General features: G+C 61.0%; 18 protein-coding genes and 2 tRNA genes. 2 read left to right on the top strand and 18 right to left on the bottom strand.

Annotated elements, in window-relative coordinates:
- Positions 1-89: 89 nt before the first annotated feature.
- Positions 90-5156 (top strand): hypothetical protein, encoded by a 5067-nt coding sequence (locus ACPRTJ_RS14185; protein ID WP_426427039.1) that lies wholly within the window; start codon positions 90-92, stop codon positions 5154-5156.
- Positions 5157-5231: 75 nt separating this feature from the next.
- On the opposite strand, the gene pnp is transcribed toward ACPRTJ_RS14185, so the two are convergent.
- The 15 genes from pnp to rlmE all read right to left on the bottom strand — a co-directional run bounded on the left by pnp (position 5232) and on the right by rlmE (position 20573).
- On the bottom strand, positions 5232-7337 hold the full coding sequence (gene pnp / locus ACPRTJ_RS14180) for a polyribonucleotide nucleotidyltransferase (protein WP_043863817.1): 2106 nt from the start codon (positions 7335-7337) through the stop codon (positions 5232-5234).
- Positions 7338-7587: 250 nt separating this feature from the next.
- Positions 7588-7857: a 30S ribosomal protein S15 gene (rpsO, locus tag ACPRTJ_RS14175; protein WP_010222985.1), complete on the bottom strand. Its 270-nt coding sequence runs from the start codon at positions 7855-7857 to the stop codon at positions 7588-7590.
- Between the two features lie 153 nt (positions 7858-8010).
- Positions 8011-8928 (bottom strand): tRNA pseudouridine(55) synthase TruB, encoded by a 918-nt coding sequence (gene truB / locus ACPRTJ_RS14170; RefSeq protein WP_043863818.1) that lies wholly within the window; start codon positions 8926-8928, stop codon positions 8011-8013.
- A gap of 3 nt (positions 8929-8931) precedes the next feature.
- Positions 8932-9333, bottom strand: a complete 402-nt coding sequence (gene rbfA / locus ACPRTJ_RS14165; protein WP_043863819.1) for a 30S ribosome-binding factor RbfA — start codon at positions 9331-9333, stop codon at positions 8932-8934.
- 122 nt (positions 9334-9455) lie between these two features.
- On the bottom strand, positions 9456-11960 hold the full coding sequence (gene infB, locus ACPRTJ_RS14160; protein WP_043863820.1) for a translation initiation factor IF-2: 2505 nt from the start codon (positions 11958-11960) through the stop codon (positions 9456-9458).
- Positions 11961-11986: 26 nt separating this feature from the next.
- Positions 11987-13468 (bottom strand): transcription termination factor NusA, encoded by a 1482-nt coding sequence (gene nusA / locus ACPRTJ_RS14155; RefSeq protein WP_043863821.1) that lies wholly within the window; start codon positions 13466-13468, stop codon positions 11987-11989.
- Between the two features lie 59 nt (positions 13469-13527).
- Positions 13528-13986, bottom strand: a complete 459-nt coding sequence (gene rimP / locus ACPRTJ_RS14150) for a ribosome maturation factor RimP (protein ID WP_043863937.1) — start codon at positions 13984-13986, stop codon at positions 13528-13530.
- A 130-nt stretch (positions 13987-14116) separates the two neighbouring features.
- Positions 14117-14193 (bottom strand) — tRNA-Met (locus tag ACPRTJ_RS14145).
- Positions 14194-14291: 98 nt separating this feature from the next.
- A tRNA-Leu gene (locus tag ACPRTJ_RS14140) sits at positions 14292-14377 on the bottom strand.
- Between the two features lie 19 nt (positions 14378-14396).
- Positions 14397-14783, bottom strand: coding sequence for a preprotein translocase subunit SecG (gene secG / locus ACPRTJ_RS14135; RefSeq protein WP_078481335.1), 387 nt, complete (start codon positions 14781-14783; stop codon positions 14397-14399).
- A 3-nt stretch (positions 14784-14786) separates the two neighbouring features.
- Positions 14787-15542, bottom strand: a complete 756-nt coding sequence (gene tpiA, locus ACPRTJ_RS14130; RefSeq protein WP_043863822.1) for a triose-phosphate isomerase — start codon at positions 15540-15542, stop codon at positions 14787-14789.
- A 66-nt stretch (positions 15543-15608) separates the two neighbouring features.
- On the bottom strand, positions 15609-16949 hold the full coding sequence (gene glmM, locus ACPRTJ_RS14125) for a phosphoglucosamine mutase (RefSeq protein ID WP_054916542.1): 1341 nt from the start codon (positions 16947-16949) through the stop codon (positions 15609-15611).
- 20 nt (positions 16950-16969) lie between these two features.
- Positions 16970-17821, bottom strand: coding sequence for a dihydropteroate synthase (gene folP, locus ACPRTJ_RS14120; RefSeq protein ID WP_043863824.1), 852 nt, complete (start codon positions 17819-17821; stop codon positions 16970-16972).
- A gap of 8 nt (positions 17822-17829) precedes the next feature.
- Positions 17830-19737: an ATP-dependent zinc metalloprotease FtsH gene (gene ftsH / locus ACPRTJ_RS14115; RefSeq protein ID WP_043863825.1), complete on the bottom strand. Its 1908-nt coding sequence runs from the start codon at positions 19735-19737 to the stop codon at positions 17830-17832.
- Between the two features lie 212 nt (positions 19738-19949).
- Positions 19950-20573: a 23S rRNA (uridine(2552)-2'-O)-methyltransferase RlmE gene (gene rlmE, locus ACPRTJ_RS14110; RefSeq protein WP_043863826.1), complete on the bottom strand. Its 624-nt coding sequence runs from the start codon at positions 20571-20573 to the stop codon at positions 19950-19952.
- 101 nt (positions 20574-20674) lie between these two features.
- On the opposite strand from rlmE, the gene yhbY reads away from it, so the two are divergent.
- A complete protein-coding gene (gene yhbY / locus ACPRTJ_RS14105; RefSeq protein ID WP_038606752.1) occupies positions 20675-20983 on the top strand; it encodes a ribosome assembly RNA-binding protein YhbY in 309 nt (102 codons plus the stop codon).
- 12 nt (positions 20984-20995) lie between these two features.
- Here yhbY and ACPRTJ_RS14100 read toward each other — a convergent pair whose 3' ends face one another.
- From ACPRTJ_RS14100 to carB, 3 genes are read right to left on the bottom strand one after another with little or no spacing between them, the layout of a single operon-like run.
- Positions 20996-21391, bottom strand: a complete 396-nt coding sequence (locus tag ACPRTJ_RS14100; RefSeq protein ID WP_104571925.1) for an MFS transporter — start codon at positions 21389-21391, stop codon at positions 20996-20998.
- Between the two features lie 28 nt (positions 21392-21419).
- Entirely contained in the window at positions 21420-21902 is a 483-nt protein-coding gene (gene greA, locus ACPRTJ_RS14095; protein WP_185061966.1) for a transcription elongation factor GreA, read from the bottom strand.
- Positions 21899-25120, bottom strand: a complete 3222-nt coding sequence (gene carB, locus ACPRTJ_RS14090) for a carbamoyl-phosphate synthase large subunit (RefSeq protein WP_426427038.1) — start codon at positions 25118-25120, stop codon at positions 21899-21901. The genes greA and carB overlap by 4 nt, the downstream gene beginning before the upstream one ends.
- Positions 25121-25225: the final 105 nt, after the last annotated feature.

The raw sequence follows: 25225 nt of genomic DNA, 5'->3' as shown, positions 1-25225 counted from the left end.
AATATGTACCACTGCCTGCAACAGGGCACCCTCTAACGTGGCAGGCGTCGTGAGCCGGATGAACCGGGTCCCCCGCTGCAGGAAACGCCATGATCGTGATGCCCTACTTTGAGCCCGGCACCTTGCGCGCAGGCTTCATCACCGCGCTGGAGACCGCACAGCGCGACCTGAGCCTGAGCATCATCGAAGCGCGGTGGCTGCGTCGCCTGGCCGATCAAACGTCCCTGCCGGCGAGCATGCGGGTGGAGGTGACAGGCAACCTGCAGCCACTGTCTGCCAATTGCCTGGTCATTCATCAGCGCGACCCGCTGCTTGAGGCGACCTACCTGTACAGCCCATTGCATGGCGTACAGGGCTTCAACACGCTGCAACAGCTTGAAAGTGCCCTGCAGGCCCAGCTGACTCACCTGGGCGTGCCGAGCGAACCGCTGCAGTTCGTGAACCTGAGCGATGCCGTGTTCACCCGGTGGTCACACCACCTGATGCAACAGCAAATCGATCTGCTGCGGGGGCAATCCGGCGGGCTGGCCAAACTGCCCACCCTGACCGGTGTTCTCGACAGTTGCTTGAGCACAGCCTTCTCGACGCTGCTGGAGGGCGTCGACGACATCGCGCAACAACGGGTCCAGGTCATTGCCAGTAACGCCAGCGTGGTGCGCACGCAGGCCCTGTCCGATGTTGCACTGGACGCGTTCAGCGGCCAGCCGCTGGGTATCGACCTGAAGCGCCGCTTCGTACGCGATGGCACCGCAACGCACGATACGCCCGACCCGCTCGCCTGCGAGCAGGCCCTTGCCAGCACTGCCAAGGCCGTTCCGGGGGCCTTTGCACAGGCCCTGCGAAGCTATTGGAGCAGTGTCGACAACGACGTGGGCAGCGATAACCGCGAAGCCCTGGCACTTGGTCTTGCCGACAACTACTGTCGTACGCTGGTGCGAGCGGCCAATGAACAACGCATCGACACCCCTCAGCTGCAATGGCTGCGTGAAGCGCTGATCCCCGACCTGGGCGCCTTGCGGGTGTGTAGCCTGGCGTTGGTGCCAGCGGCTCAGGACATGGGTAGGACGGTGCTGCTGGCCGACAGCCTGGCCCTGCAACAACCGACCGATACCAGCAAGGGGGTGTTCCTGTTCAGCACACGAACCGGGTTTCAACACTTCGCCGATCAGGCCGCCCTTGAACGGCATTGCCAGGCCCTGCTCACACAACCTGCTTGCCCCGCCTCGATCAGCCGCGATGACTGGGAGCAGTTGCAAACCAGCGCGACGCCTGTGGTCAGGCTGGTCGAGGTCGGCCAACCGATGTTCCTCGCACTTGCTGATGCGCTGATCGCACTGGTCAACCGGCGTCTTGCCCACGCACTACGCTTCCCCGGTGCCCAGAGCAGCACGGCCATGGCCGGGGTCGAAGATGCACTGGACATGCGCGCGCTGGTGGACAGGCGCCTGACCCACCTCGGGGTCAACGGTCGATGGCTGCCCGATGCACAGCCAGCAGTCGCCATGAGGCTGCCCGTGCCACCCAGCCAGAGCGTTACGCTGGTAGAGCGCCTCACCCGTGCCAGGGCACTGCATCAGCTGTTTCAATCCCTGGCCACCGCCCAGCCGAAGGTGCAGTCCTGTGTTCTGGACATGCTTGCCCCCAGCCTCGACGCCATCAGCGACGGCCAGTTGCACCCCTTGGACATCCAGCTCAAATGGGCAGAAAAGACTGGCACGGTAGTCGACAGGTTTCTCGAACAGCTGGGCGAAACAGGCAACCAGCACGCGCCGCAGGATCAGGTGCAGGTGCAGGACCGGCAAGGCTTGCCACTGTCGTGGCCGTCGGCACCCGTGATCCGGCAACAGATCGACACCCTTAAAGCGGGCTTTGCCTCGACCTACCTTGAACAACTCGAGGCGTTCGACACGGGTCGGTTACGCCTGAAGGACAGTGTGGTGTCCCCGCTCACGAGCATGCGCAGCTTGTACGAAGCGCTGCTGCGCATCGAACTGGAGCAAGCCCGCGAGAACGGCGTGATCGATGACGCGCTGCTCGACCTGCTGCAGCAAGCATTGGACCGGCCGGGGCACAGTGACATTCGCCTGCACAGCCTGAGCTTGTCGGTACCCGGCAAGGCCGGGCTGCTGCCACTGGCCGATGCATTCGTGCTGCAGCGGGCAACGGCCGACAATGACAGCCTGTTGCTCTGGTCACCGCTGGAGCCACTGAGTCAATTCAGCAGCGAAGCAGCCTTGCGCTCGGAAATGACCGGCGCATTCGACGACCCGGAGAAGCTTCATCAGTGGCTGAGCCTGGTGAACGCCGAAGACCTGCGCAACTGGCACACCCTGGCGCAGCTTCCAGGTGCCAGTCAGCCCAGCGTACGCCTCATCGAACAAAGCGAGCTGTTCGCGTTTGTTGAACACAGTGCGGCACGCTTTCGTGCTGCAACCCGGCGTTACTACCTGGGTTATGCCCTGCGCAGCAGGCTCGGCACATCATTGCTGCAACGCTTCATCGATAACCAGGCCGCCAGGCACCCGTTCGAAGGGGCCTTGCAGCGGGTACGCGACAGCCTCGAGGGTCAGTATTTGCGCACCCTTCTACCGGCATGGCTATGCAACGCGACACCGCAGCAAATGAAAAACTACGCGCAACTGGTGCAGGCCTGCGCCCGTGTCAGCAACCCCAAGTTCAACTACCTGTTCTCGATCCCAACGCTCAACGACTTCGCCAATCAGCAGCTCAAGGCAGGGCTCGCCCAGGATTACCCGAGCGCACCGGACGATCCCGACCTGATTACCGTCACCTTCACGCACTTCACCCCCAACCCGGTAATGCCCGGCCAGACGCCCTCGCCGATTTCCTCGGACCTGGCCACCACCACCAAGACACTGAGCGAGTACGCCCTGACCCACAGCCGGTTGACCGGCACAGCGACAAGCATGAAGGTCAGCGTCACGCGACCAGGCATGGCACCTGAAGCGCTGGAAGCGGCCACCATCCGCAACATGATCGACCGGCTCGACGTGGCCAGTGCATACCGTGCCCTGCTCGAGAAGAAGTTCACCCCGCAGGATCCCGACTACCTCGAACGCCGTCATCGCTACACGCTGGTATCCACCGCCTACCTGATGGAAGAGGGGTATCAGCATTTTCTGGACAACAAACTATCGGCCAAGGCGCTTTACTACTTTTCCCATGTGCTGGCCAAGCCGGATGCCCTCGCCCGCGACCTGGTCGAGGGCAGGAAGATCACCCTGTGCCAATTGCAGCTACGGGCCGAGCAAGGGTTCGCCCCCGATACCGTGAGGGGCATGTATGTGATCGGACCGCAGGGCGAACAGGACGGGCCCCTGGTGTTGTACTGCGCCTACCGGCCACACAAGATGTTGCTCGAGTTCAAGGACCAGGGCGCACTGCGCAGTGCCATCCTCTCGGACCCAGAGCTGCAACGAGATATTCTGAACCGGCTTCCCGACACGGTGCAGTCGCGATACGACCACAACGGCTTTCTTCACCCCCACCTGTTCTGGTCCTCATCGGACCTGTTCGATTTCTCGCCCACCCCCGGTGCGGTTCAACTTGTGCGCAGCGAGATCGAAGGCAATGCCCTTGACTACCTGTTCACCGAGAACGTGGCATTCCTGCGGGCACTGACCAAGGCACGCACGGTAACTACCGCCGAGGAATACTGGAATGTGCTGCGCTATGTAATGGGCCTTGCCATCGAGCAGAGTTCGTTTTTCCTGCCTGGAAAGCTGGCAGCCATGCTCAGCTCGCTACAGAGTGTCCAGTGGTTGCAGGCATCCGGTAACGCCGCTTTGCAGCACAACTGGGGCGAATCGCTTGCGGAGTTCGTCACCGCCCTGAGTGGCCTGGTCATGATGCGCCCAGGTGGCTCGAGCGTGAGCAGGAAGACCCCTGACGAGCCTTCACCCGTCACGCCTGCACTGGAACTGGACCCTGCCTGGAACGAGGTACTGCTCAACCCCCTGGTACCCAACCGGCTGAGTGACCTGCAGGCGCAGAACGTGCAACTCAAGGACATGGTCCGCAACACCACCCTGGGGCTTTATTTCGCCCCGGGTACCGAGCGTTTCTATTGCGTGATCGCGGGCCACGTCTATGAAGTGGCCAAGCCAGCACAGCAGTGGCAGATCATCAAGCAGGGCCGACTCGGGCCCACGCTGCAAAGAACGGGAAATCAGTGGCAGGTTGATCTGCAGGAAGGCTTGCGTGGCGGCGGCGCGGCCTACAGCAGTTTCGAAACGGCCCTGGCCAACGAAGACATATCCCTGCGCTACACCACGCTGGCTTCGGGAATGAAGAACATTGCCGCGCTCCAGCCGACCAAGTACCAGATGCTACTGCGTGCCCATGCCTTGAGCCGCCACTATCTGGACACCTGCCTGAAGAACCTCAACCTGTCTTCGCCCCAGGCGCCCCTGCCGCCCGAGACACTGAGCATCTTGCAAAACGTGTTCGACCACCCTCCCTCAGACCAGACAGTACGCCTGCTGCGTGACTATACCCAGCGGATACTGGACGAGCTGTTGTCAGCCTCGATGGACACGGTCACCTCCAAACGCCTCGTAGTGGGCATGAACATGCCCGATCAGCGCGATACCTACGGTTTCACCTACCACAACGACCCCGGCAAGCGGATCTTTCTCACCGAGCGCGTGTTCACCCTGCCATGGGACGTTTCGATTTACGCAACGCCACCGGCCATCGAGCTGCTCGCCCACCAGCAAGCAACGACGCTGATACACGAGCTGTCACACCAGGTACTTCGAACCGTGGATATCGCCTACGTGGAAGCCGCGGCCCCCTTCCCGGACCAGATCAGCCAGCACACGCGGGGCGGGCGTATCGCCTATCAGACGATCCTTGGCTACAAACAGAACGGGCTCTCGATCAACACCCCCGCCCAGGCGCTGTTCAGAACCTTCGACACCTCGAGCCAGACCTGGAGAGATATCAGGAAAAAGGATGGACGAGCCCTGCCCGCGATCTTTCGGCTAAGCAAGACAAACACCCTGGCAGCTGCACGCACTGCGTTCTACAGCGATCCGCAGGTACGCACCGACCTGATCCTGGCCAACGCCGACTCGCTGAGCCTGATCATCACCAACCTGGGGCGCAGGCGCTTTGCCGGCGCTGCCGGCTGAAAGCAAAAAAAATGCCCCGTATCCTGCGATACGGGGCATTGGCACTACCGGGCAGTTACCTGCCCTGCTGCATCATCAGACGCCCGACGCCTTGGCGGCGGCAACGTCCTTGATCGACAGCTTGATACGGCCGCGGTTGTCCACGTCCAGTACCAGTACTTCGACTTCCTGGCCTTCTTTCAGGATGTCGGTCACTTTCTCGACGCGAGCATCGCTCAGCATGGAGATGTGAACCAGACCGTCCTTGCCCGGCAGGATGTTGACGAATGCACCGAAGTCGACGATGCGCTCGACCTTGCCGACGTAGATCTTGCCGATCTCGGCTTCGGCAGTGATGCTCAGAACGCGCTGGCGCGCAGCTTCTGCAGCATCCTTGGTTTCGCCGAAGATCTTGATCGAACCGTCGTCTTCGATATCGATCGACGCCTTGGTTTCTTCGCAGATGGCACGGATGGTTGCGCCGCCCTTGCCGATGACGTCGCGAATCTTGTCGGTGTCGATCTTCATCGCGATCATGGTCGGTGCGTTTTCCGACAGCTCGGTACGCGACTGGCCAATGATCTGGTTCATCTGGCCGAGGATGTTCAGGCGCGCTTCCAGGGCCTGGCCCAGGGCGATTTCCATGATCTCTTCGGTGATGCCGTTGATCTTGATGTCCATCTGCAGCGCGGTCACACCCTTGGCGGTACCGGCTACCTTGAAGTCCATGTCGCCCAGGTGGTCTTCATCACCCAGGATGTCGGTCAGGATGGCGAACTTCTCGCCCTCTTTGACCAGACCCATGGCGATACCGGCTACCGGCGCCTTCATCGGTACACCAGCGTCCATCAGGGCCAGGGAAGCGCCACAGACCGAAGCCATCGAGCTCGAACCGTTGGATTCGGTGATCTCCGACACCACGCGGATGGTGTACGGGAACACGTCGGCGGCCGGCAGCATGGCCTGGACCGAACGACGGGCCAGACGGCCGTGACCGATTTCGCGACGACCAGCACCGCCCATGCGGCCACACTCGCCCACCGAGAACGGCGGGAAGTTGTAGTGCAGCATGAAGGGGTCTTTGCGCTCGCCTTCCAGGGTGTCCAGCAGCTGTGCGTCACGTGCAGTACCCAGGGTCGCAACGACCAGGGCCTGGGTTTCGCCACGGGTGAACAGGGCCGAACCGTGGGTTTTCGGCAGCACGCCGACTTCGATGTTCAGCGGGCGCACGGTCTTGGTGTCGCGACCATCGATACGTGGCTTGCCGTTGACGATGTTTTCGCGAACGGTGCGGTATTCGATTTCACCGAAGATCTCTTTGACTTCAGCGGCAGTCGGCTGGCCTTCTTCGCCGGAGAACTTGGCGATGACCTGCTCGCGCAGCTCGCCCAGGCGAGCATAACGGTCGGCCTTGACGGTGATGGTGTAGGCATCGGACACCGCGGCACCGAATTCGCCACGAATGGCGCTCAGCAGCGGGGTGTTCTCGGCCTTGGCAGTCCAGTCCCAGGTAGGCTTGGCGGCTTCGGCAGCCAGCTCCTTGACGGCCTGGATCACGGCCTGGAATTCATCGTGGGCGAACAGCACGGCGCCCAGCATCTGGTCTTCGGTCAGCTCCTTGGCTTCCGATTCGACCATCAGCACGGCGTCGGAGGTACCGGCAACGACCATGTCCAGGCTCGAGGCAGCCAGTTGCTCGTAGGTCGGGTTCAGCAGGTAGCCGGTGCTTTCGTGGAAAGCGACACGGGCGGCGCCGATAGGGCCTTCGAACGGAATGCCGGAGATGGCCAGCGCAGCCGAGGTACCGATCATGGCAGCGATGTCCGGATCGGTTTTCTTGCTGGTGGAAACGACGGTGCAGACAACCTGCACTTCGTTCATGAAGCCTTCAGGGAACAGCGGACGGATCGGACGGTCGATCAGACGCGAGGTCAGGGTCTCTTTCTCGGAAGGACGGCCTTCACGCTTGAAGAAACCACCAGGGATCTTGCCGGCGGCGTAGGTCTTTTCCTGATAGTGAACGGACAGGGGGAAGAAGCCTTTGCCTGGATCGGCCTGTTTGGCACCGACCACGGTCACCAGCACGGTGACATCGTTGTCGACGGTGACCAATACGGCGCCGGACGCTTGACGAGCAATACGGCCCGTCTCGAGGGTAACGGTCGATTGACCGAACTGGAATTTCTTGATTACCGGGTTCACGGTTTCCTACCTTCTTCAGTGGCTCTGGGGGAACTGGTTCTTGCGAATTCTTGGGCAGCACAGGGAATCGGCCCTGTTGGCAGTCCAGATAAAACTAGAGGTTGGGAGCCTGCCCTGCCCTTGCGGTAAACCGCGCGGGCGAGGCAGACAGCCAACCTCATAGATACGCGCGGCGTGCTCACCCGCGCGGGGGCCGAAGCCCTCGGCGGATGACAGCAGCACGCCGTGCACACCACTGACCAGGCCGCTATTAGCGACGCAGGCCCAGACGACCGATCAGGGCGCTGTAACGAGTGGTGTCTTTACCTTTCAGGTAGTCCAGCAGCTTGCGACGCTGGTTTACCATGCGGATCAGACCACGACGGGAGTGGTGGTCTTTACCGTTGGCCTTGAAGTGGCCTTGCAGCTTGTTGATGTTGGCGGTCAGCAGGGCAACCTGCACTTCCGGGCTACCGGTGTCACCGGCTGCTTGCTGGTATTCGCCAACGATCTTTGCTTTTTCTTCAACGCTGAGTGCCATCTGGCTTCTCCAATATCAAGGGAAACCGTACACACGGTTTCCAATAGGCCAGGGACAGATCCCTGTATTTAAAAGTGAGGCGTGACCGTGCCTATTGACAGCCATCCTCTTGCCCGCCAGTGCCGGGCCTGAACCCGACACTGAAGGTTTCGATCATTCCGACCGAATCAGTCGACGTGGCGCAATGCGCCCGTCTTCGCTCACTTCACCGATACCGATGAAACGACCGTTGTGATCCTGCACGCGGACCATGCCGAACTTCGGCGCATCCGGTGCACGCACCGGCTGACCATGCAGCCAGTAGAACGCGCTGTGCTCGGAGAAGTGCAGCAACGGCCAGTCCTGCAACCCGCTGTCCGATGGCATCAGGAAGCGGTCGACCGCTTCGTTGCCACCTTCGGCGTGCACCTGCTCGAGCTCTTCGAGGGTGACGGTCTGGGCCAGTTCGAAGGGGCCTGCATGCGTACGGCGCAGTTCTGCAACATAGGCGCCGCAGCCCAGCTGCTCACCGATGTCCTCTACCAGCGTACGGATGTAGGTGCCCTTGCTGCAGCCTACCGAGAGGCGTACCCGGGTGCCTTCGCACTCGAGCAGCTCCAAGCGGTTAATAGTAACAGAACGCGCTTCACGCTCCACTACTTCGCCTGCACGTGCCAGCTTGTACAGCGGCTGGCCATCGCGCTTGAGCGCCGAGTACATCGGCGGTATCTGGCTGATTGGACCACGAAACTGTGGCAGTACGGCTTCAACGTCGCTGCGACCAACGGTCACTTCGCGGGTTTGCAGAATTTCGCCTTCGGCGTCGCCCGTGTTGGTGGTCTGCCCCAGTTGCATCACCGTCTCGTAGCCCTTGTCGGACTCGAGCAGGTATTGCGAGAACTTGGTCGCCTCGCCGAAGCACAGCGGCAGCACGCCACTGGCCAGCGGGTCGAGGCTGCCGGTATGTCCGGCCTTCTCGGCGTTGAGCAGCCAGCGCACCTTCTGCAGGGCAGCATTGGAGGTGAACCCCAACGGCTTGTCGAGCAGGATGATGCCGCTGACGTTACGACGGATACGCTTGACCTGAGCCACCGCTTACTCCTTGGTGTCCAGGGGGGTATCGTCGGACTTGTGCTGGCTGTCCTCGGCGACCGCGCGCTCGATCAGTGCCGACAGATGGGCACCGCGGGTCACGCTCTCGTCGTAGTGGAAGTGCAGTTGCGGCACGCTGCGCAGCTTCATTTCCTTGCCCAGTTGCATGCGCAGGAAACCGGCGGCGCTGTTGAGCACCTTGAGGCTTTGCTTGATGTCTTCTGCGCTGTCCTCGCCCATCACGGTGATGAACACCTTGGCGTGGCCGACATCGCGGCTGACGTCGACGGCGGTGATGGTCACCAGGCCGACGCGCGGATCTTTGACTTCGCGACGGATCAGTTGCGCCAGTTCGCGCTGCATCTGATCGCCGATACGTTGGGTACGGCTGTATTCTTTTGCCATGTTTTGCTACCTGTAACTAAAGCGGCAAACGCCCGGCCAGGCTTGGGCCTGACCGGGCGTTGCGTTCAGAGCCGCCGACCTGCGCCTTGCGGCGGGCGGTCTGCGGCTCCCAAGCTCGCGGCTTAGAGCGTGCGAGCCACTTGGACTTTCTCGAAGACTTCGATCTTGTCGCCGACCTTGACGTCGTTGTAGCTCTTGACGCCAATACCGCACTCCATGCCGGCACGCACTTCGGACGCATCGTCCTTGAAGCGACGCAGCGACTCCAGTTCGCCTTCGAAGATCACCACGTCGTCGCGCAGTACGCGAATCGGACGGTTGCGGTAAACCACACCCTCGGTGACCATGCAGCCGGCGATGGCGCCGAACTTCGGCGAACGGAACACGTCACGCACTTCGGCGATACCCAGGATGTTCTCGCGAACATCGCTGCCGAGCATGCCGGTCAGGGCTTTCTTGACGTCTTCAATGATGTCGTAGATCACGTTGTAGTAACGCATATCCAGACCTTCCTGCTCGACGATCTTGCGCGCGCCAGCATCGGCACGCACGTTGAAGCCGAACAGTACTGCATTGGAAGCCAGGGCCAGGTTGGCGTCGCTCTCGGTGATACCACCGACACCGCCGCCGATCACGCGAACCTGTACTTCGTCGTTGCCAAGACCGCTGAGGGAGCCCTGCAGGGCCTCCAGAGAACCACGCACATCGGACTTGAGTACGATGTTGAGGGTCTTCTTCTCTTCCTGGCCCATGTTCTCGAAGATGTTCTCGAGCTTGCCAGCGTGGGCACGTGCCAGTTTGACTTCGCGGAACTTGCCTTGACGGAACAGAGCCACTTCACGGGCTTTCTTCTCGTCGGCAACCACGCTCAGTTCGTCACCGGCATCCGGGGTGCCATCCAGGCCGAGAATCTCGACCGGGATCGACGGGCCGGCTTCCTTAACAGGCTTGCCGTTCTCGTCGAGCATGGCCCGTACACGGCCGTAGTTCGAACCGCACAGCACCATGTCGCCCTGACGCAGGGTACCGTCCTGAACCAGCACGGTAGCCACCGGGCCACGGCCCTTGTCCAGGCGCGACTCGACCACGACACCACGGCCAGGGGCCGATGGGGTGGCCTTGAGCTCGAGGATCTCGGCTTGCAGCAGAACAGCTTCGAGCAGTTCGTCGACGCCGGTACCCATCTTGGCCGAAACCTTGACGAATGGCGTGTCGCCACCCCAGTCCTCGGAGGTAACGCCTTCGACGGCCAGTTCGTTGCGGATGCGGTCCAGGTCTGCACCTGGCTTGTCGATCTTGTTCACTGCAACGACCAGTGGAACACCTGCCGCCTTGGCGTGCTGTACCGCTTCACGGGTTTGCGGCATCACGCCGTCGTCCGCCGCGACCACCAGGATCACGATGTCGGTCGCCTTGGCACCACGGGCACGCATTGCGGTAAACGCGGCGTGACCCGGGGTGTCGAGGAAGGTGACCATGCCACGGTCGGTTTCCACGTGGTACGCACCGATGTGCTGGGTGATACCACCGGCTTCGCCGGCAGCTACCTTGGCACGACGGATGTAGTCGAGCAGGGAAGTCTTACCGTGGTCAACGTGGCCCATTACGGTCACGACCGGCGCACGGGAGAACGACTCGCCTTCGAACTTCAGGGACTCGGCCAGGGAATCTTCCAGCGCGTTGTCGCTGACCAGCGTGACCTTGTGGCCCAGCTCTTCGGCGATCAGCTGAGCAGTTTCCTGATCGAGCACCTGGTTGATGGTGACCGGAGTACCCATCTTGAACATGAACTTGACGACTTCAGCGGCCTTGACCGACATCTGCTGTGCCAGCTCGGAAACGGTGATGGTCTCGCCAATGGCCACGTCGCGGATAACCGGACCGGTCGGGCTCTGGAAGCCGTGGGCATTGCGCTTCTTCATCTTGCCCTTGCCACGGCCACCACGGCGGAAGCTGTCGCTTTCCTCTTCGGTGGTACGTGGGGCGGCACGTGGAGCTGGCGCCTTTTCCTTTTCCTTGACCTTGACCGATACGCGCGGGGCCTCGTTGCGGCGCTCGCCACCACGGCGGTCGTCGTCACGCGACTTGTCGTTGCGACGGGCGTCTTCGGCTTTCTTGCGCTCGACACCCGGGGCCGGAGCTGCAACCGGTTCGGCAGCTGCAGGCGCAGCTGTCACGGCCGGTGCTGCAGCGGCTGGCGCAGGGGCGCTGGCCGGCTGACGGCTGGCGGATTCTTCGGCACGTTTACGCGCTTCAGCTTCAGACTTGTCGCGTGCTGCGTTTTCAGCGGCACGACGTTCTTCCAGCTCGCGATTCTGCTCAGCCTGGATTTCTTCGGGGCTGCGCTGTACGAAAACTTTCTTCTTGCGTACTTCTACGCTGATGCTCTTGCTACCAGCAACACGCAGGGTGCTGGTGGTCTTGCGCTGCAAGGTAATCTTGCGCGGCTCTTCCACCTTCGCCTTGTGGCTGCTTTTCAAGTGGGTCAGCAGAGCCTGCTTCTCACTGTCGGTCACTACCTGACCGGCGTCGGTGTGCGGCAGACCTGCCTCACGCATCTGCTGCAGCAGGCGCTCTACCGGTGCAGCGACCTCTTGGGCCAATTCTTTCACCGTGACTTGCGTCATGCACTTCTCTCCTCAGGCCAGCCTACTTACTCGAACCAGTGGGCTCGGGCGGCCATGATCAACTTGCCGGCACGTTCTTCGTCGATGCCGTCGATGTCGAGCAGGTCATCAATCGACTGCTCGGCCAGGTCTTCGCGGGTAACCACGCCGCGCACCGCCAGTTCCGCCGCCAGATCCTTGTCCATACCCTCAAGCGAGAGCAGGTCTTCGGCCGGATGGGCGTCTGCCAGTTTTTCCTCAGTAGCGATGGCTTTGGTCAACAGGCGGTCCTTGGCACGCGCGCGGAGTTCGTTGACGATCTCCTCGTCGAAGCCATCGATGTTGAGCATTTCTTCCAGCGGTACGTAGGCAATTTCTTCCAGGCTGGTGAAACCTTCGTCAACGAGAACCTGCGCCAGCTCTTCGTCGACTTCCAGCTCTTCGATGAAGTTACGCAGAATGTCGCCGGTTTCAGCTTGTTGCTTGGCCTGGATGTCCGACTCGGTCATCACGTTCAGGGTCCAGCCGGTCAACTGGCTGGCCAGACGTACGTTCTGACCACCACGGCCAATGGCTTGCGCCAGGTTGTCCGCGGCTACAGCGATGTCCATCGCGTGGGCATCTTCATCAACGATGATCGCCGCGACTTCTGCCGGCGACATGGCGTTGATGACAAACTGGGCCGGGTTGTCGTCCCACAGGACGATATCCACTCGCTCGCCGCCCAACTCGCCAGACACTGCCTGTACGCGCGAACCGCGCATACCGATGCAGGCGCCTTGCGGGTCGATGCGCTTGTCCTTGGAGCGGACAGCGATCTTGGCGCGAGAACCCGGGTCACGGGAAGCCGCCATGACCTCGATAAGGCCCTCGGCGATTTCCGGCACTTCGATGCGGAACAGTTCGATCAGCATCTGGGGCGCGGTACGCGACAGGATCAGCTGCGGGCCGCGGTTTTCGGTGCGGATTTCCTTGAGCAGCGCACGTACACGCACACCGACACGGAAAGTCTCGCGGGAGATGATGTCTTCACGGGCCAGCAGCGCTTCGGCGTTGTTGCCCAGGTCGACGATCACGTTGTCACGGGTAACCTTCTTGACAGTACCCGAGATGATTTCGCCCAGACGCTCGCGATAGGCATCGACCACCTGTGCGCGCTCGGCTTCGCGGACCTTCTGCACGATGACCTGCTTGGCGGTCTGTGCAGCGATGCGGCCGAACTCGATGGACTCGATCTTCTCTTCGATGACATCGCCAACCTTGGCTTCAGGATGGGTTTCCTGAATCTTGCTTGGCCAGGTTTCGATCGCAGGATCGTCAAGATCCTCTTCCTCGACCACCGTCCAGCGACGGAAGGTCTCGTAGTTACCGGTGTGGCGGTTGATCTCCACACGCAGGTCGACTTCATCTTCGAAGCGCTTCTTGGTAGCAGTGGCCAGGGCCACTTCCAATGCTTCGAAAATCACGTCTGCCGGTACACCCTTTTCATTGGATACCGACTCAACAACCAGCAGTACTTCTTTGCTCATCGTACGCCTCGCCTTTCGCAAGCCATTGGGTCCGCACGAACTATCGGACCCGGCATGTCTCAGTCAAAACTGGGAATAATGTTGGCCTTGTCGATCATGTCGATCGGCAGAAGGAATTCGTGGTCATCTACCTGCACCACGACATCCTGCTCTTCCACACCGCGCAGAAGGCCCTGAAAATTACGTCGACCTTCGAAAGGCGAGCGCAGTTTAATCTTCACCTGCTCACCGACATACTTTGCAAACTGTTCAAGTGTGAACAGCGGGCGTTCCATGCCAGGAGAGGAAACTTCAAGGGTGTATTCAACGGAAATGGGATCTTCGACATCCAGAATGCCGCTGATCTGACGGCTGACGATGGCGCAGTCATCCACCAGCACACCGCCTTCTTTGTCGATATAAACGCGCAACATTGAGTGGCGGCCTTGAGCCGAAAACTCGATACCCCAGCATTCATAGCCTAGGGCCACGACCACCGGGGCCAACAAGGCCTGCAACTCTTCTAGCTTGCTCGACACCTGAACCCCCTTGTGCATGCTATGCAAATAAAAAATGGGCGAAGCGCCCATCCCTGATACGCCGGGTGAATACCGGCGCTGAGAACTGATCAGCTAACAAAAAGCCCCTGAAAAGGGGCTCTGCTGAAACTGGTTGCGGGGGCTGGATTTGAACCAACGACCTTCGGGTTATGAGCCCGACGAGCTACCAGACTGCTCCACCCCGCGTCAAAGCTGGGGCGAAAGTATACGACCGAACCCCGCGAGGGGTCAATCTAACCTCCACCTACAAGAAAGCCCGCTGTAGCGGGCTGTCTTGTTTCAATTGGTACCGAGAAGGGGACTCGAACCCCTACACCCTATGGGCACAACCACCTCAAGGTTGCGTGTCTACCAATTCCACCACCTCGGCAATACTACTTTGAAACCCGTTACTTCTGCTCTTGAGCTGGAGGTACATCGCCGGTGTTGCTGGCGGGTGCCTGTTGCTCCTGGAGCACCGGTACATCATCTGTTGCCGGTTTTTGCTGCTTCACTTCAAGTACCGCTGGATCTGGAAGCCCTACCTGAGTCAGCTGATGAGCTTTCTCTTTAGCAAAGTAACCTAACCCTAGGGCGGTTATGAAGAAACTGGCGGCAAGTATAGCAGTAAACTTACTAAGAAAGGTAGCAGAACCTTGGCTTCCGAACACAGTATTTGAAGCCCCTGCGCCGAAAGATGCACCTGCTTCCGCACCTTTACCCTGTTGCAGCAACACCAGCACTACCAAACCCAGTGCGCCCAACAGATGAAAAACTACTACGACTGTTTCCAGCATTTTTCAGTTTCCTGCGGCGCGACAAATTGCACCGAATTCGTCTGCGTTCAGGGAAGCTCCACCAATGAGCCCCCCATCGATATCCGGCATGCCGAACAGCTCAGCCGCATTGGCCGCCTTCACGCTGCCGCCGTATAGAAGCCGCACATTCATCGCAACCTCTGAATTCTTTGCCGCCAGTTGCTCTCGAATGGCCTTGTGCACATCCTGAGCCTGTTGCGGGCTGGCCGTGAGGCCGGTGCCGATGGCCCATACAGGCTCATAGGCAATGATTGCACTGGCGAAGGCCTCAACACCGAATGCGTCGATGATGCTGCTCAACTGACGCCCTACAACCTCAAGCGTCTTGCCAGCTTCGCGCTCCTCCAGGGTTTCCCCTACACAGAGCACAGGCTTCAACCCGCAAGCCTGAGCCGCAGCGAACTTGCGATTCAGCACTTCGTCGCTTTCGCCCAGTATCTGGCGACGCTCCGAGTGCCCGATCAGCACCAGCTCACATCCCGCATCGACCAGCTGACTCGGAGCAACCTCACCGGTCAGCGCGCCTTGCTGGGGCTCTACCGCAGAATCCTGAGCACCCACGGCTATCGACTTGCCCTGCAACCCTTCAATCGCTTGATTGATGTACAGGCAGGGCGGGAATACCGCGACTTCAACACCGCTCGGCAGGGCTAGATTGCTCAAGCCCTTGATCAGCTCAGCGACGCTGGCGCGGGTACCGTGCATCTTCCAGTTACCAGCTACCATAGGGCGACGCATGCTGTACCTCGTCGGTCAAAGTGGGCGCAGATGTTACCCAACCCGATCACCACTGGCAAGCGCTAATCAGGCGCAAACTTCAGTTACCAGCTTTGCCAGTTCCTCGGCGTAGCCGCGCACCTGACTTTCGTCGTCACCTTCGACCATCACACGCACCAGTGGCTCTGTGCCGGACTTGCGCAGCAGCACGCGACCACGACCCGCCATGGCCTCGGTGACCCGCTCGCAGGCCTGTTTGACCGCCGGGTGCTCGACAGGGTCCACCTTGCTCTCGCCAAAGCGAACATTGATCAGCACCTGCGGGCATTTGCGCAGCGCCTGACGGGCCTGAGCCAGGGTTTCACCGCGACGCTTGAGCGCCATCAGCACCTGCAGGGCAGCGATGATCGCATCTCCTGTGGTGGTATGACTGAAGCACACCACGTGCCCGGAGTTCTCGCCGCCGATGTTCCAGTCGCGCTCCAGCAGTTCGGCCATCACATAGCGGTCACCCACCTTGGCACGCACAAACGGTATCGAGAGCTCCTGCAAGGCCAGTTCGAGGCCCAGGTTGCTCATCAGCGTACCCACAACGCCACCATTGAGCTTGCCACGCTCCTGGAGGTCACGGGCAATGATGAACAGTAATTCGTCACCATCGACGATCGCGCCGGTATGGTCGACCATCAGCACCCGGTCACCGTCACCGTCGAACGCGATCCCCAGGTCGGCATGCCCTACCAGCACCGCCGCCTGAAGCGACTCGATATGGGTCGAACCGCAGTTCTCGTTGATGTTGAGGCCATCCGGCTGCGCTGCCAGCACCGTGACATCGGCGCCGAGCTCGCGAAACACGCTGGGGGCCACCTTGTACGTGGCGCCGTGGGCGCAGTCGACCACCAGCTTGAGGCCGGCGAAATCGGTACTGGTCGGCACGCTGCTCTTGCAGAACTCGATGTAGCGGCCGGCCGCGTCGTTGATGCGCGACACCTTGCCCAGCTTGCTCGACTCGACCACGGTCATGGGCTTGTCGAGCAACTCCTCGATCATCTGCTCCACATCGTCGGGCAGCTTGGTGCCCTGACCGGAGAAGAACTTGATGCCGTTGTCGTCATGCGGATTGTGCGACGCACTGATGACGATCCCGGCTTCGGCATGAAAGGTGCGGGTCAGGTAGGCGATGGCCGGCGTCGGCATCGGGCCGAGCAGCAGCACATCTGCGCCCGCCGCAGACAGACCGGCCTCAAGGGCCGACTCGAACATGTAGCCGGAGATACGCGTGTCCTTGCCTACGAGCACCCGGCAGGCGCCGAGCTTGCGAAAGGCCATGCCTGCGGCCCAACCGAGCTTGAGCATGAAATCCGGCGTGATCGGGTATTCGCCGACACGGCCACGAATGCCGTCGGTACCAAAATATTTTCTGCTCATAGTGAAATGCTCCGTCACTCTTATTCGGCGGCTTCAACCGCTGCAATCATCCGTACCACGTCGACGGTCTCGGCAACATCGTGAACCCGCAGGATGCTCGCACCCCGGGTCATCGCCAGCGCAGCAAGCGCCAGGCTGCCATAAAGCCGCTCACCGACCGGACGCTCCAGCGCCAGGCCGATCATGCTCTTGCGCGAAACGCCCACCAGGAGGGGACGGCCCAGGCGATAAAGGTCCTGCATATGCTTGAACAGGCTGAGGTTGTGCGCAAGCGTCTTGGCAAAACCAAAGCCCGGATCGAGCACAATCTTTTCGGCGCCGATACCCACCGAAGCACAGGCTGCCATGCGCTGCTCGAGAAACATCGCCACCTCGACGGTCACATCGTCGTAGTGCGGGTTGTTCTGCATGTCGCCGGGCTCGCCGCGCATGTGCATAAGGCAGACCGGCAAACCGGTGGCTGCAGCGGCATCCAGGGCGCCATCGCGGGTCAGCGAGCGCACATCGTTGATCAGCCCCGCGCCCAGGCGGGCAGTCTCGCGGATCACAGCCGGCGTCGAGGTATCTACCGAGATGATGACATCCAGCTCGCGACTGATCGCTTCGACAATGGGTGCAACCCGCTCGAGCTCTTCGAGAGCAGTGACCACGCGTGCACCTGGCCGGGTGGACTCCCCACCGACATCGACAAGCGTAGCACCGGCCGCCACCATCGCTTCGGCATGGCGCAAGGCCGCATCACGCTGGGTGAAGCGACCGCCGTCCGAGAAGGAATCAGGGGTTATGTTGAGGATACCCATCACATGGGTACGGGAAAGGTCGAGAACCCGGTTGCCGCAAGGCAACCGGGTTGGGTACTGCTGTGAAGTCATGTCAACCCTTAGAGCTGCGCCGCCGGACCACCGATCGGGGACTCGGGGCGATCACCTTGCGTGGCAGAGGTGCCCGAAGTGCCCGAACCACCTTCCCAGTCACGGGGCTCACGCGGCTCGCGACCGGCCATGATGTCGTCGATCTGGTCGGCATCGATGGTCTCGTACTTCATCAGCGCATCGGCCATGGCATCGAGCTTGTCACGGTTTTCGGTGAGGATCTGCTTGGCAGTGGCATAGCACTGGTCGATGATGCTGCGCACCTCGGAGTCGATCAACTTGGCCGTCTCGCCCGAAACGCTGGCGTGCTGGGAACCGGCACTGCGGCCCAGGAACACTTCGCCTTCTTCTTCGGCGTACATCAGCGGGCCGAGTTTTTCCGACAAGCCCCACTTGGTGACCATGTTGCGAGCGATCTGGCTGGCTCGCATGATGTCGTTGGAGGCACCCGTGGTAACGCCATCGAAGCCAAGGGTCATTTCCTCGGCGATACGACCACCGTACAACGAGCAGATCTGACTGATCAGCGCACGCTTGGACAGGCTGTAGCGGTCCTCTTCCGGCAGGAACATCGTGACGCCCAGAGCGCGACCGCGCGGAATGATCGAGACCTTGTACACCGGGTCGTGCTCGGGCACCACGCGACCGACGATGGCATGACCCGCCTCGTGGTAAGCGGTGTTCTGCTTCTCTTTCTCGGACATGACCATCGACTTGCGCTCGGCGCCCATCATGATCTTGTCCTTGGCCAGCTCGAACTCCTTCATCTCGACCACACGCTTGCCGCCGCGCGCAGCGAACAGCGACGCCTCGTTGACCAGGTTGGCCAGGTCGGCACCGGAGAAGCCGGGCGTACCACGAGCGATTACGGCAGGGTTCACGTTGTCGCCGATCGGCGTCTTGCGCATGTGCACCTTGAGAATCTGCTCGCGACCACGGATGTCGGGCAGGCCAACGACCACTTGGCGGTCGAAACGGCCTGGACGCAGCAACGCAGGATCAAGCACGTCCGGACGGTTGGTAGCGGCGATCACGATGATGCCGTCGTTCATTTCGAAGCCGTCCATCTCCACCAGCAACTGGTTGAGGGTCTGCTCGCGCTCGTCATGACCACCGCCCATGCCGGCGCCACGGTGGCGACCGACGGCGTCGATTTCGTCGATGAAGATGATGCACGGTGCGTGCTTCTTGGCCTGCTCGAACATGTCACGTACACGGCTGGCACCGACACCCACGAACATTTCAACGAAGTCGGAACCGGAAATGGTGAAGAACGGCACCTTGGCCTCACCCGCAATGGCCTTGGCCAGCAGGGTCTTACCGGTACCGGGCGGGCCGACCATCAGCACGCCGCGCGGAATACGACCGCCCAGGCGCTGGAACTTGCCTGGATCACGCAGGAACTCGACCAGCTCGCCAACCTCTTCCTTGGCTTCATCGCAACCTGCGACGTCGGCCAGGGTGGTCTTGACCTGGTCTTCGGAGAGCAGGCGCGCCTTGCTCTTGCCGAAACTCATCGGCCCACCCTTGCCACCGGCACCGCCCTGCATCTGGCGCATGAAGAACATGAACACGGCGATGATGACCAGGATCGGGAAGCTGGCGACCAGCAACTGGGTCCAGATGCTTTGTTGTTCAGGCTGCTTGCCTTCGACCACGACGTGGTTGTCGACCAGGTCGCCGATCAGGCCGTTGTCGGCGATCGCGGGACGCACGGTCTTGAAGCTGTCGCCGTCGGTACGCTTACCAATGATGACTGCACCGTCGACCGTCACACGCTCGACCTTGCCATCCTTGACCTGCTGAATGAAGTCGGAATAGTTGAGGGTCTGCGGCTCGTTCGGGCTGGAGAAGTTGTTCATCACGGTCACCAGGACCGCGGCGATGATCAACCACAGGATCAGATTCTTTGCCATGTCGTTCAATTAGCTACCCTCTGAGGCAGGCCTTAGGCGCAGCCGTGCCTCGCATGATAATCACCGGCTTAACTTACTACATTACCTACATGTCTGCAGGCGCCGTCTGTAACCCTTTGTGAAACCTAGACTACACGATGTTCATCCAGGTCAGGCAGGACATCCGATTGGAAATAGCTATCGGATACCCTGGAAGCTGCCGGCCTGAAGCCCTACTCGCCCTTGTAGCCACGCCCCAGCATGTACTGCTCGCGGGAGCGATCGCGTGAAGAATCGGGCTTGAGCATCTGCACCTTGTCGAATTTCTTGCGGGCGTCCTTGAGGTAGACGTCAAACCCCTCGCCCTGAAAGATCTTGATCAGAAAATCGCCACCCGGCTTGAGTACCCGGGTCGCCAGATCAAGGGCCAGCTCGCACAGGAACATGGCCTTGGGCATATCCACAGCGGGCGTACCACTCATATTGGGGGCCATATCGGAAATCACAAGGTCTACGTGCGAATTACCGACCGCCTCGAGAATCTGCGCCAGCACTTCATCCTGGGTAAAGTCGCCCTGGATGAAGGTAACGTCGGGAATACTGTCCATTTCGAGGATGTCCGAGGCAATCAGACGCCCCTGACCGCCAATCAGACGACTGGTCACCTGCGACCAGCCACCGGGCGCCGCGCCCAGATCGATCACGCTCATGCCCGGGCGGATCAAACGGTACTTTTCCTGGATTTCGAGCAATTTGTAGCTCGCGCGCGAGCGATATCCGTCCTTTTGCGCCTTTTTGACGTAAGGATCGTTGAAGTGTTCTTTCAGCCAGCCAAGGCTTGTCTTGGAACGCGCCACTGGGCACCTCGATGATAAGGGTCGTGATTAACTGGGCGGATCCACGGGCCCTCGGGTAAAATGGCCGCCATTTTTACAGAATCTAGACAAAGGGTCAGATTATGCCGCTCAATAACGAGCAGAAGAAACAGTACAAATCCATTGGCCACGATCTGAAACCAGTTCTGATTGTGGCAGGCAACGGCCTGACTGAAGGGGTTATCGCCGAACTCGAGCGCGCCCTGGCCGATCACGAACTGATCAAGGTAGAGATCCGCTCGGAAGACCGCGAAGAACGTGCCGCCGCCATTGCCGCACTGTGCAAGGCCGGTCGCGCCGAACTGGTGCAGACCATCGGCAAGAAGGCACTGATCTATCGCCGCAACCCGCAGCCCAACAAGCAACTGTCGAACATCCACCGCTACAAGTGATGTTCGCGCCGTTCAGTGGCGCGCCTTGCGCGCCCTGCCCGGCGGCGGCTGCAGCACCAGCAGCAAACCGCTGAGGCCCAGCACCAGGTAGCAGAACAGCTGCCAACGCAACTGCCCCGCCCCGCCAACCCGCAAGACGAAATACATCACGCACGCCGCCACTGCCATCAGCAGCAGTTGCCCACGCATGTCTCGCCACAGGCTGGCCATCCCTTCGGCCTGAATCAGCACCAGCACCTGCACGCCGCAGCCCGCCGCCGCAAAGGCGACCAGCAGCGACGCGGCCAGCACGCCAAAATCTTCGATCAACAGCGGCGCCAGGCCAATCTGGCCCAGCACCGGCAGTACCGCAAAATGCAGCATCCACACGCCGCCGACCCAGAGCACCTGGGCCAGCTGCCAGATCACTGCCGACGCGGCAAAGCCGCGCGGGCGATCAAATGTGACGGACTTCGACAATCTCGTACTCGACTGTGCCGCTCGGCGTCTTGATCACCACAGTGTCACCCTCTTCCTTGCCGATGATGGCGCGGGCGATCGGAGCACCGACCGAGAGCTTGCCGTTCTTGACGTCCGCCTCGTCCTCACCAACGATCTGGTAGGTCACCTGATCGCCGGTTTCGGTGTTTTCAAGGTCCACGGTGGTGCCGAAGATCACCTTGCCCGTGTGGGCAATGGTGGTAACGTCGATCACTACCGCGTTCTGCAGGCGGCCTTCGATATCGCGGATACGCGCCTCGACCATGCCCTGTTCTTCACGGGCAGCGTGGTACTCGGCGTTTTCCTTGAGATCGCCCAGCTCACGGGCTTCGCCAATCGCCTGGCTCAGGCGCGGGCGTTCGGTCTTGCTCAAAAAGAGATGCTCTTCCTCCAGGGCGCGAGCGCCCTGAACGGTCATCGGGTATTTGGTAATACTCATGCTTTGAGTCCTGCATGCAGATCCTGCAAGCGACGTACGGTTTTTTCCGGACCGAACTTCAGCGCTTCGCAGATGGCTTCACCGGCCGCAATGGTCGTGGTGCAGTAGATCTTGTGCTGCAACGCATTGCGACGAATCGAGTAGGAGTCGGCAATCGACTGGCGACCTTCGGTGGTGTTGATGATCAGCGACACTTCGTCGTTCTTGATCATGTCGACCACGTGCGGACGACCTTCGGTCACCTTGTTCACGCGACGCACTTTCAGGCCTGCCGCCTCGATGATCTTGGCGGTACCGGCCGTGGCAACCACTTCGAAGCCCAGGTTGATCAGGTCGCGGGCAACGCCAGCCACCTGCGGCTTGTCGTCGTCACGCACGCTGATGAACGCGGTGCCGCCGGTCGGCAGCACTTCGCTGGCGCCCATCTGGGCCTTGGCGAAGGCTTCGCCGAAGGTGTCGCCGACACCCATGACTTCACCGGTGGACTTCATTTCAGGGCCGAGGATCGGATCGACGCCCGGGAACTTCGCGAACGGGAACACCGCTTCCTTCACGCTGTAGAAGTTCGGAATGATTTCCTGGGTGAAACCGATCTCTTTCAGGGTCTTGCCGGCCATGACGCGAGCCGCAATCATCGCCAGCGAGGTGCCGATGCACTTGGACACGAACGGCACGGTACGCGAAGCACGCGGGTTGACCTCGATCACGTAGATCTTGTCGCCCTGCAGCGCCAGCTGCACGTTCATCAGGCCGACAACGCCCAGCTCCAGTGCCATCTTCTTGACCTGGTCGCGCACTTCGTCCTGCACGTGGGCAGGCAGCGAGTACGGCGGCAGCGAGCATGCCGAGTCACCGGAGTGAACACCGGCCTGCTCGATGTGCTGCATGATCGCGCCGATCACCACGTCGGTGCCGTCGCAGACCGCATCCACGTCCATCTCGATGGCGCAGTTGAGGAAGTGGTCCAGCAGCACAGGGCTGTCATTGGACACCTGCACCGCTTCACGCAGGTAGCGCTTGAGTTCGTCCAGTTCGTAGACAATCTCCATCGCACGGCCGCCCAGTACGTAGGACGGGCGCACCACCAGCGGGTAACCGATGACGCCGGCGGCACGAATCGCTTCGTCTTCGCTGCGCACGGTGGCGTTTGGCGGCTGCAGCAGGTTCAGGCGCTGAACCATCTGCTGGAAGCGCTCACGGTCTTCGGCACGGTCGATGGAGTCCGGGCTGGTACCGATGATCGGTACGCCGGCTTCTTCCAGGGCACGGGCCAGTTTCAGCGGAGTCTGGCCGCCGTAGTGCACGATGACGCCTTTCGGCTTCTCGACACGCACCACTTCCAGCACGTCTTCCAGGGTCAGCGGCTCGAAGTACAGGCGGTCGGAGGTATCGTAATCGGTGGAGACGGTCTCCGGGTTGCAGTTGACCATGATGGTCTCGTAGCCGTCTTCACGCAGTGCCAGTGCCGCATGGACGCAGCAGTAGTCGAACTCGATGCCCTGGCCGATACGGTTGGGGCCGCCACCCAGGATCATGATCTTGTCGCGGGTCGACGGGTTGGCCTCGCACTCTTCCTCGTAGGTGGAGTACAGATAGGCGGTGTCGGTGGCGAACTCGGCAGCGCAGGTATCGACGCGCTTGTAGACCGGGAAGATCTCGAGCTTGTGGCGGTGACGACGCAGGTTCTTGTCGGTGATGCCCAGCAGCTTGGCCAGGCGCTGGTCAGAGAAGCCCTTGCGCTTGAGGCGCAGCATCAGTGCCTTGTCGATATCGGCCAGGCCCAGGGTCTTGACCTTCTCTTCTTCCTTGATCAGGTCTTCCATCTGCACCAGGAACCAGCGGTCGATCATGGTCAGGGCGAAGATTTCATCCACGCTCATGCCCGAACGCATGGCGTCGGCCACATACCAGATACGCTCGGCGCCCGGCACGGTCAGCTCGCGCTTGAGGATGCTGGCAGCTTCCGGGCTGGCCAGGTCGACTTTCGGGTCCAGGCCGCATACGCCGACTTCCAGGCCGCGCAGGGCCTTCTGCAGCGACTCCTGGAAGGTGCGGCCGATGGCCATGACTTCACCCACGGATTTCATCTGGGTGGTCAGGCGGGCATCGGCTTTCGGGAATTTTTCGAAGGCAAAGCGTGGCAGCTTGGTGACGACGTAGTCGATCGAAGGTTCGAACGAGGCCGGCGTGCGACCACCGGTGATGTCGTTCTGCAGTTCGTCGAGGGTGTAGCCAACAGCCAGCTTGGCGGCGATCTTGGCGATCGGGAAGCCGGTGGCTTTCGAGGCCAGGGCCGAGGAACGCGAAACCCGCGGGTTCATCTCGATCACGACCATGCGGCCAGTGTCCGGGCAGATACCGAACTGCACGTTGGAGCCGCCGGTTTCGACACCGATTTCACGCAGCACCGCCAGCGAGGCGTTGCGCATGATCTGGTATTCCTTGTCGGTCAGGGTCTGTGCCGGTGCGACGGTGATCGAGTCACCGGTGTGCACGCCCATCGGGTCGAAGTTCTCGATGGAGCAGACGATGATGCAGTTGTCCTTTTTGTCGCGGACCACTTCCATCTCGTACTCTTTCCAGCCGATCAGCGATTCGTCGATCAGCAGTTCCTTGGTTGGCGACAGGTCCAGACCACGGGCGCAGATTTCTTCGAATTCTTCACGGTTGTAGGCGATGCCGCCACCGGTGCCGCCCATGGTGAAGGACGGGCGGATGATGCACGGGAAGCCTAGCTTCTCGAGCACCGCATTGGCCTCTTCCATGCTGTGGGCGATACCCGAGCGCGGGCATTCCAGGCCGATGGCCTTCATGGCCTTGTCGAAACGCGAGCGGTCTTCGGCCTTGTCGATGGTGTCGGCGTTGGCACCGATCATTTCCACGCCGAATTTTTCCAGGACGCCTTCGCGCTCCAGGTCCAGTGCGCAGTTCAGCGCGGTCTGGCCGCCCATGGTCGGCAGCAGCGCGTCAGGGCGCTCCTTCTCGATGATCTTGGCCACCGACTGCCACTTGATCGGCTCGATGTAGGTGGCGTCGGCCATGGCCGGGTCGGTCATGATGGTGGCCGGGTTGGAGTTCACCAGGATGACGCGAAAACCCTCCTCGCGCAGGGCCTTGCAGGCCTGGACGCCGGAGTAGTCGAATTCGCAGGCCTGGCCGATCACGATCGGGCCGGCGCCGAGAATCAGGATGCTTTTGATGTCTGTACGTTTTGGCATGGGTTGTCACTCAAATCCGCGGGTCAGTGGGCAAGCTGTGTCGAACAATCCACTCGAGGAGCGCCTGAACGCGGCCTGTGCCGGTTCAGGGCTGCCTCCGGGGGT

The organism is Pseudomonas palmensis, from assembly GCF_049942755.1.
Classification (GTDB): domain Bacteria; phylum Pseudomonadota; class Gammaproteobacteria; order Pseudomonadales; family Pseudomonadaceae; genus Aquipseudomonas; species Aquipseudomonas palmensis.
Note: the sequence above shows the minus strand (reverse complement) of the source record. Positions and strands in the feature narration are given on the sequence as shown.

What these genes read in the sequence shown, in the direction of transcription:
- ACPRTJ_RS14185 (WP_426427039.1), top strand. Translation starts at nt 90, where the DNA reads ATGATCGTGATGCCCTACTTTGAGCCCGGCACCTTGCGCGCAGGCTTC.
- rpsO (WP_010222985.1), bottom strand. Translation starts at nt 7,857, where the DNA reads ATGGCACTCAGCGTTGAAGAAAAAGCAAAGATCGTTGGCGAATACCAG.
- rbfA (WP_043863819.1), bottom strand. Translation starts at nt 9,333, where the DNA reads ATGGCAAAAGAATACAGCCGTACCCAACGTATCGGCGATCAGATGCAG.
- infB (WP_043863820.1), bottom strand. Translation starts at nt 11,960, where the DNA reads ATGACGCAAGTCACGGTGAAAGAATTGGCCCAAGAGGTCGCTGCACCG.
- nusA (WP_043863821.1), bottom strand. Translation starts at nt 13,468, where the DNA reads ATGAGCAAAGAAGTACTGCTGGTTGTTGAGTCGGTATCCAATGAAAAG.
- secG (WP_078481335.1), bottom strand. Translation starts at nt 14,783, where the DNA reads ATGCTGGAAACAGTCGTAGTAGTTTTTCATCTGTTGGGCGCACTGGGT.
- tpiA (WP_043863822.1), bottom strand. Translation starts at nt 15,542, where the DNA reads ATGCGTCGCCCTATGGTAGCTGGTAACTGGAAGATGCACGGTACCCGC.
- glmM (WP_054916542.1), bottom strand. Translation starts at nt 16,949, where the DNA reads ATGAGCAGAAAATATTTTGGTACCGACGGCATTCGTGGCCGTGTCGGC.
- folP (WP_043863824.1), bottom strand. Translation starts at nt 17,821, where the DNA reads ATGACTTCACAGCAGTACCCAACCCGGTTGCCTTGCGGCAACCGGGTT.
- ftsH (WP_043863825.1), bottom strand. Translation starts at nt 19,737, where the DNA reads ATGGCAAAGAATCTGATCCTGTGGTTGATCATCGCCGCGGTCCTGGTG.
- yhbY (WP_038606752.1), top strand. Translation starts at nt 20,675, where the DNA reads ATGCCGCTCAATAACGAGCAGAAGAAACAGTACAAATCCATTGGCCAC.
- greA (WP_185061966.1), bottom strand. Translation starts at nt 21,902, where the DNA reads ATGAGTATTACCAAATACCCGATGACCGTTCAGGGCGCTCGCGCCCTG.
- carB (WP_426427038.1), bottom strand. Translation starts at nt 25,120, where the DNA reads ATGCCAAAACGTACAGACATCAAAAGCATCCTGATTCTCGGCGCCGGC.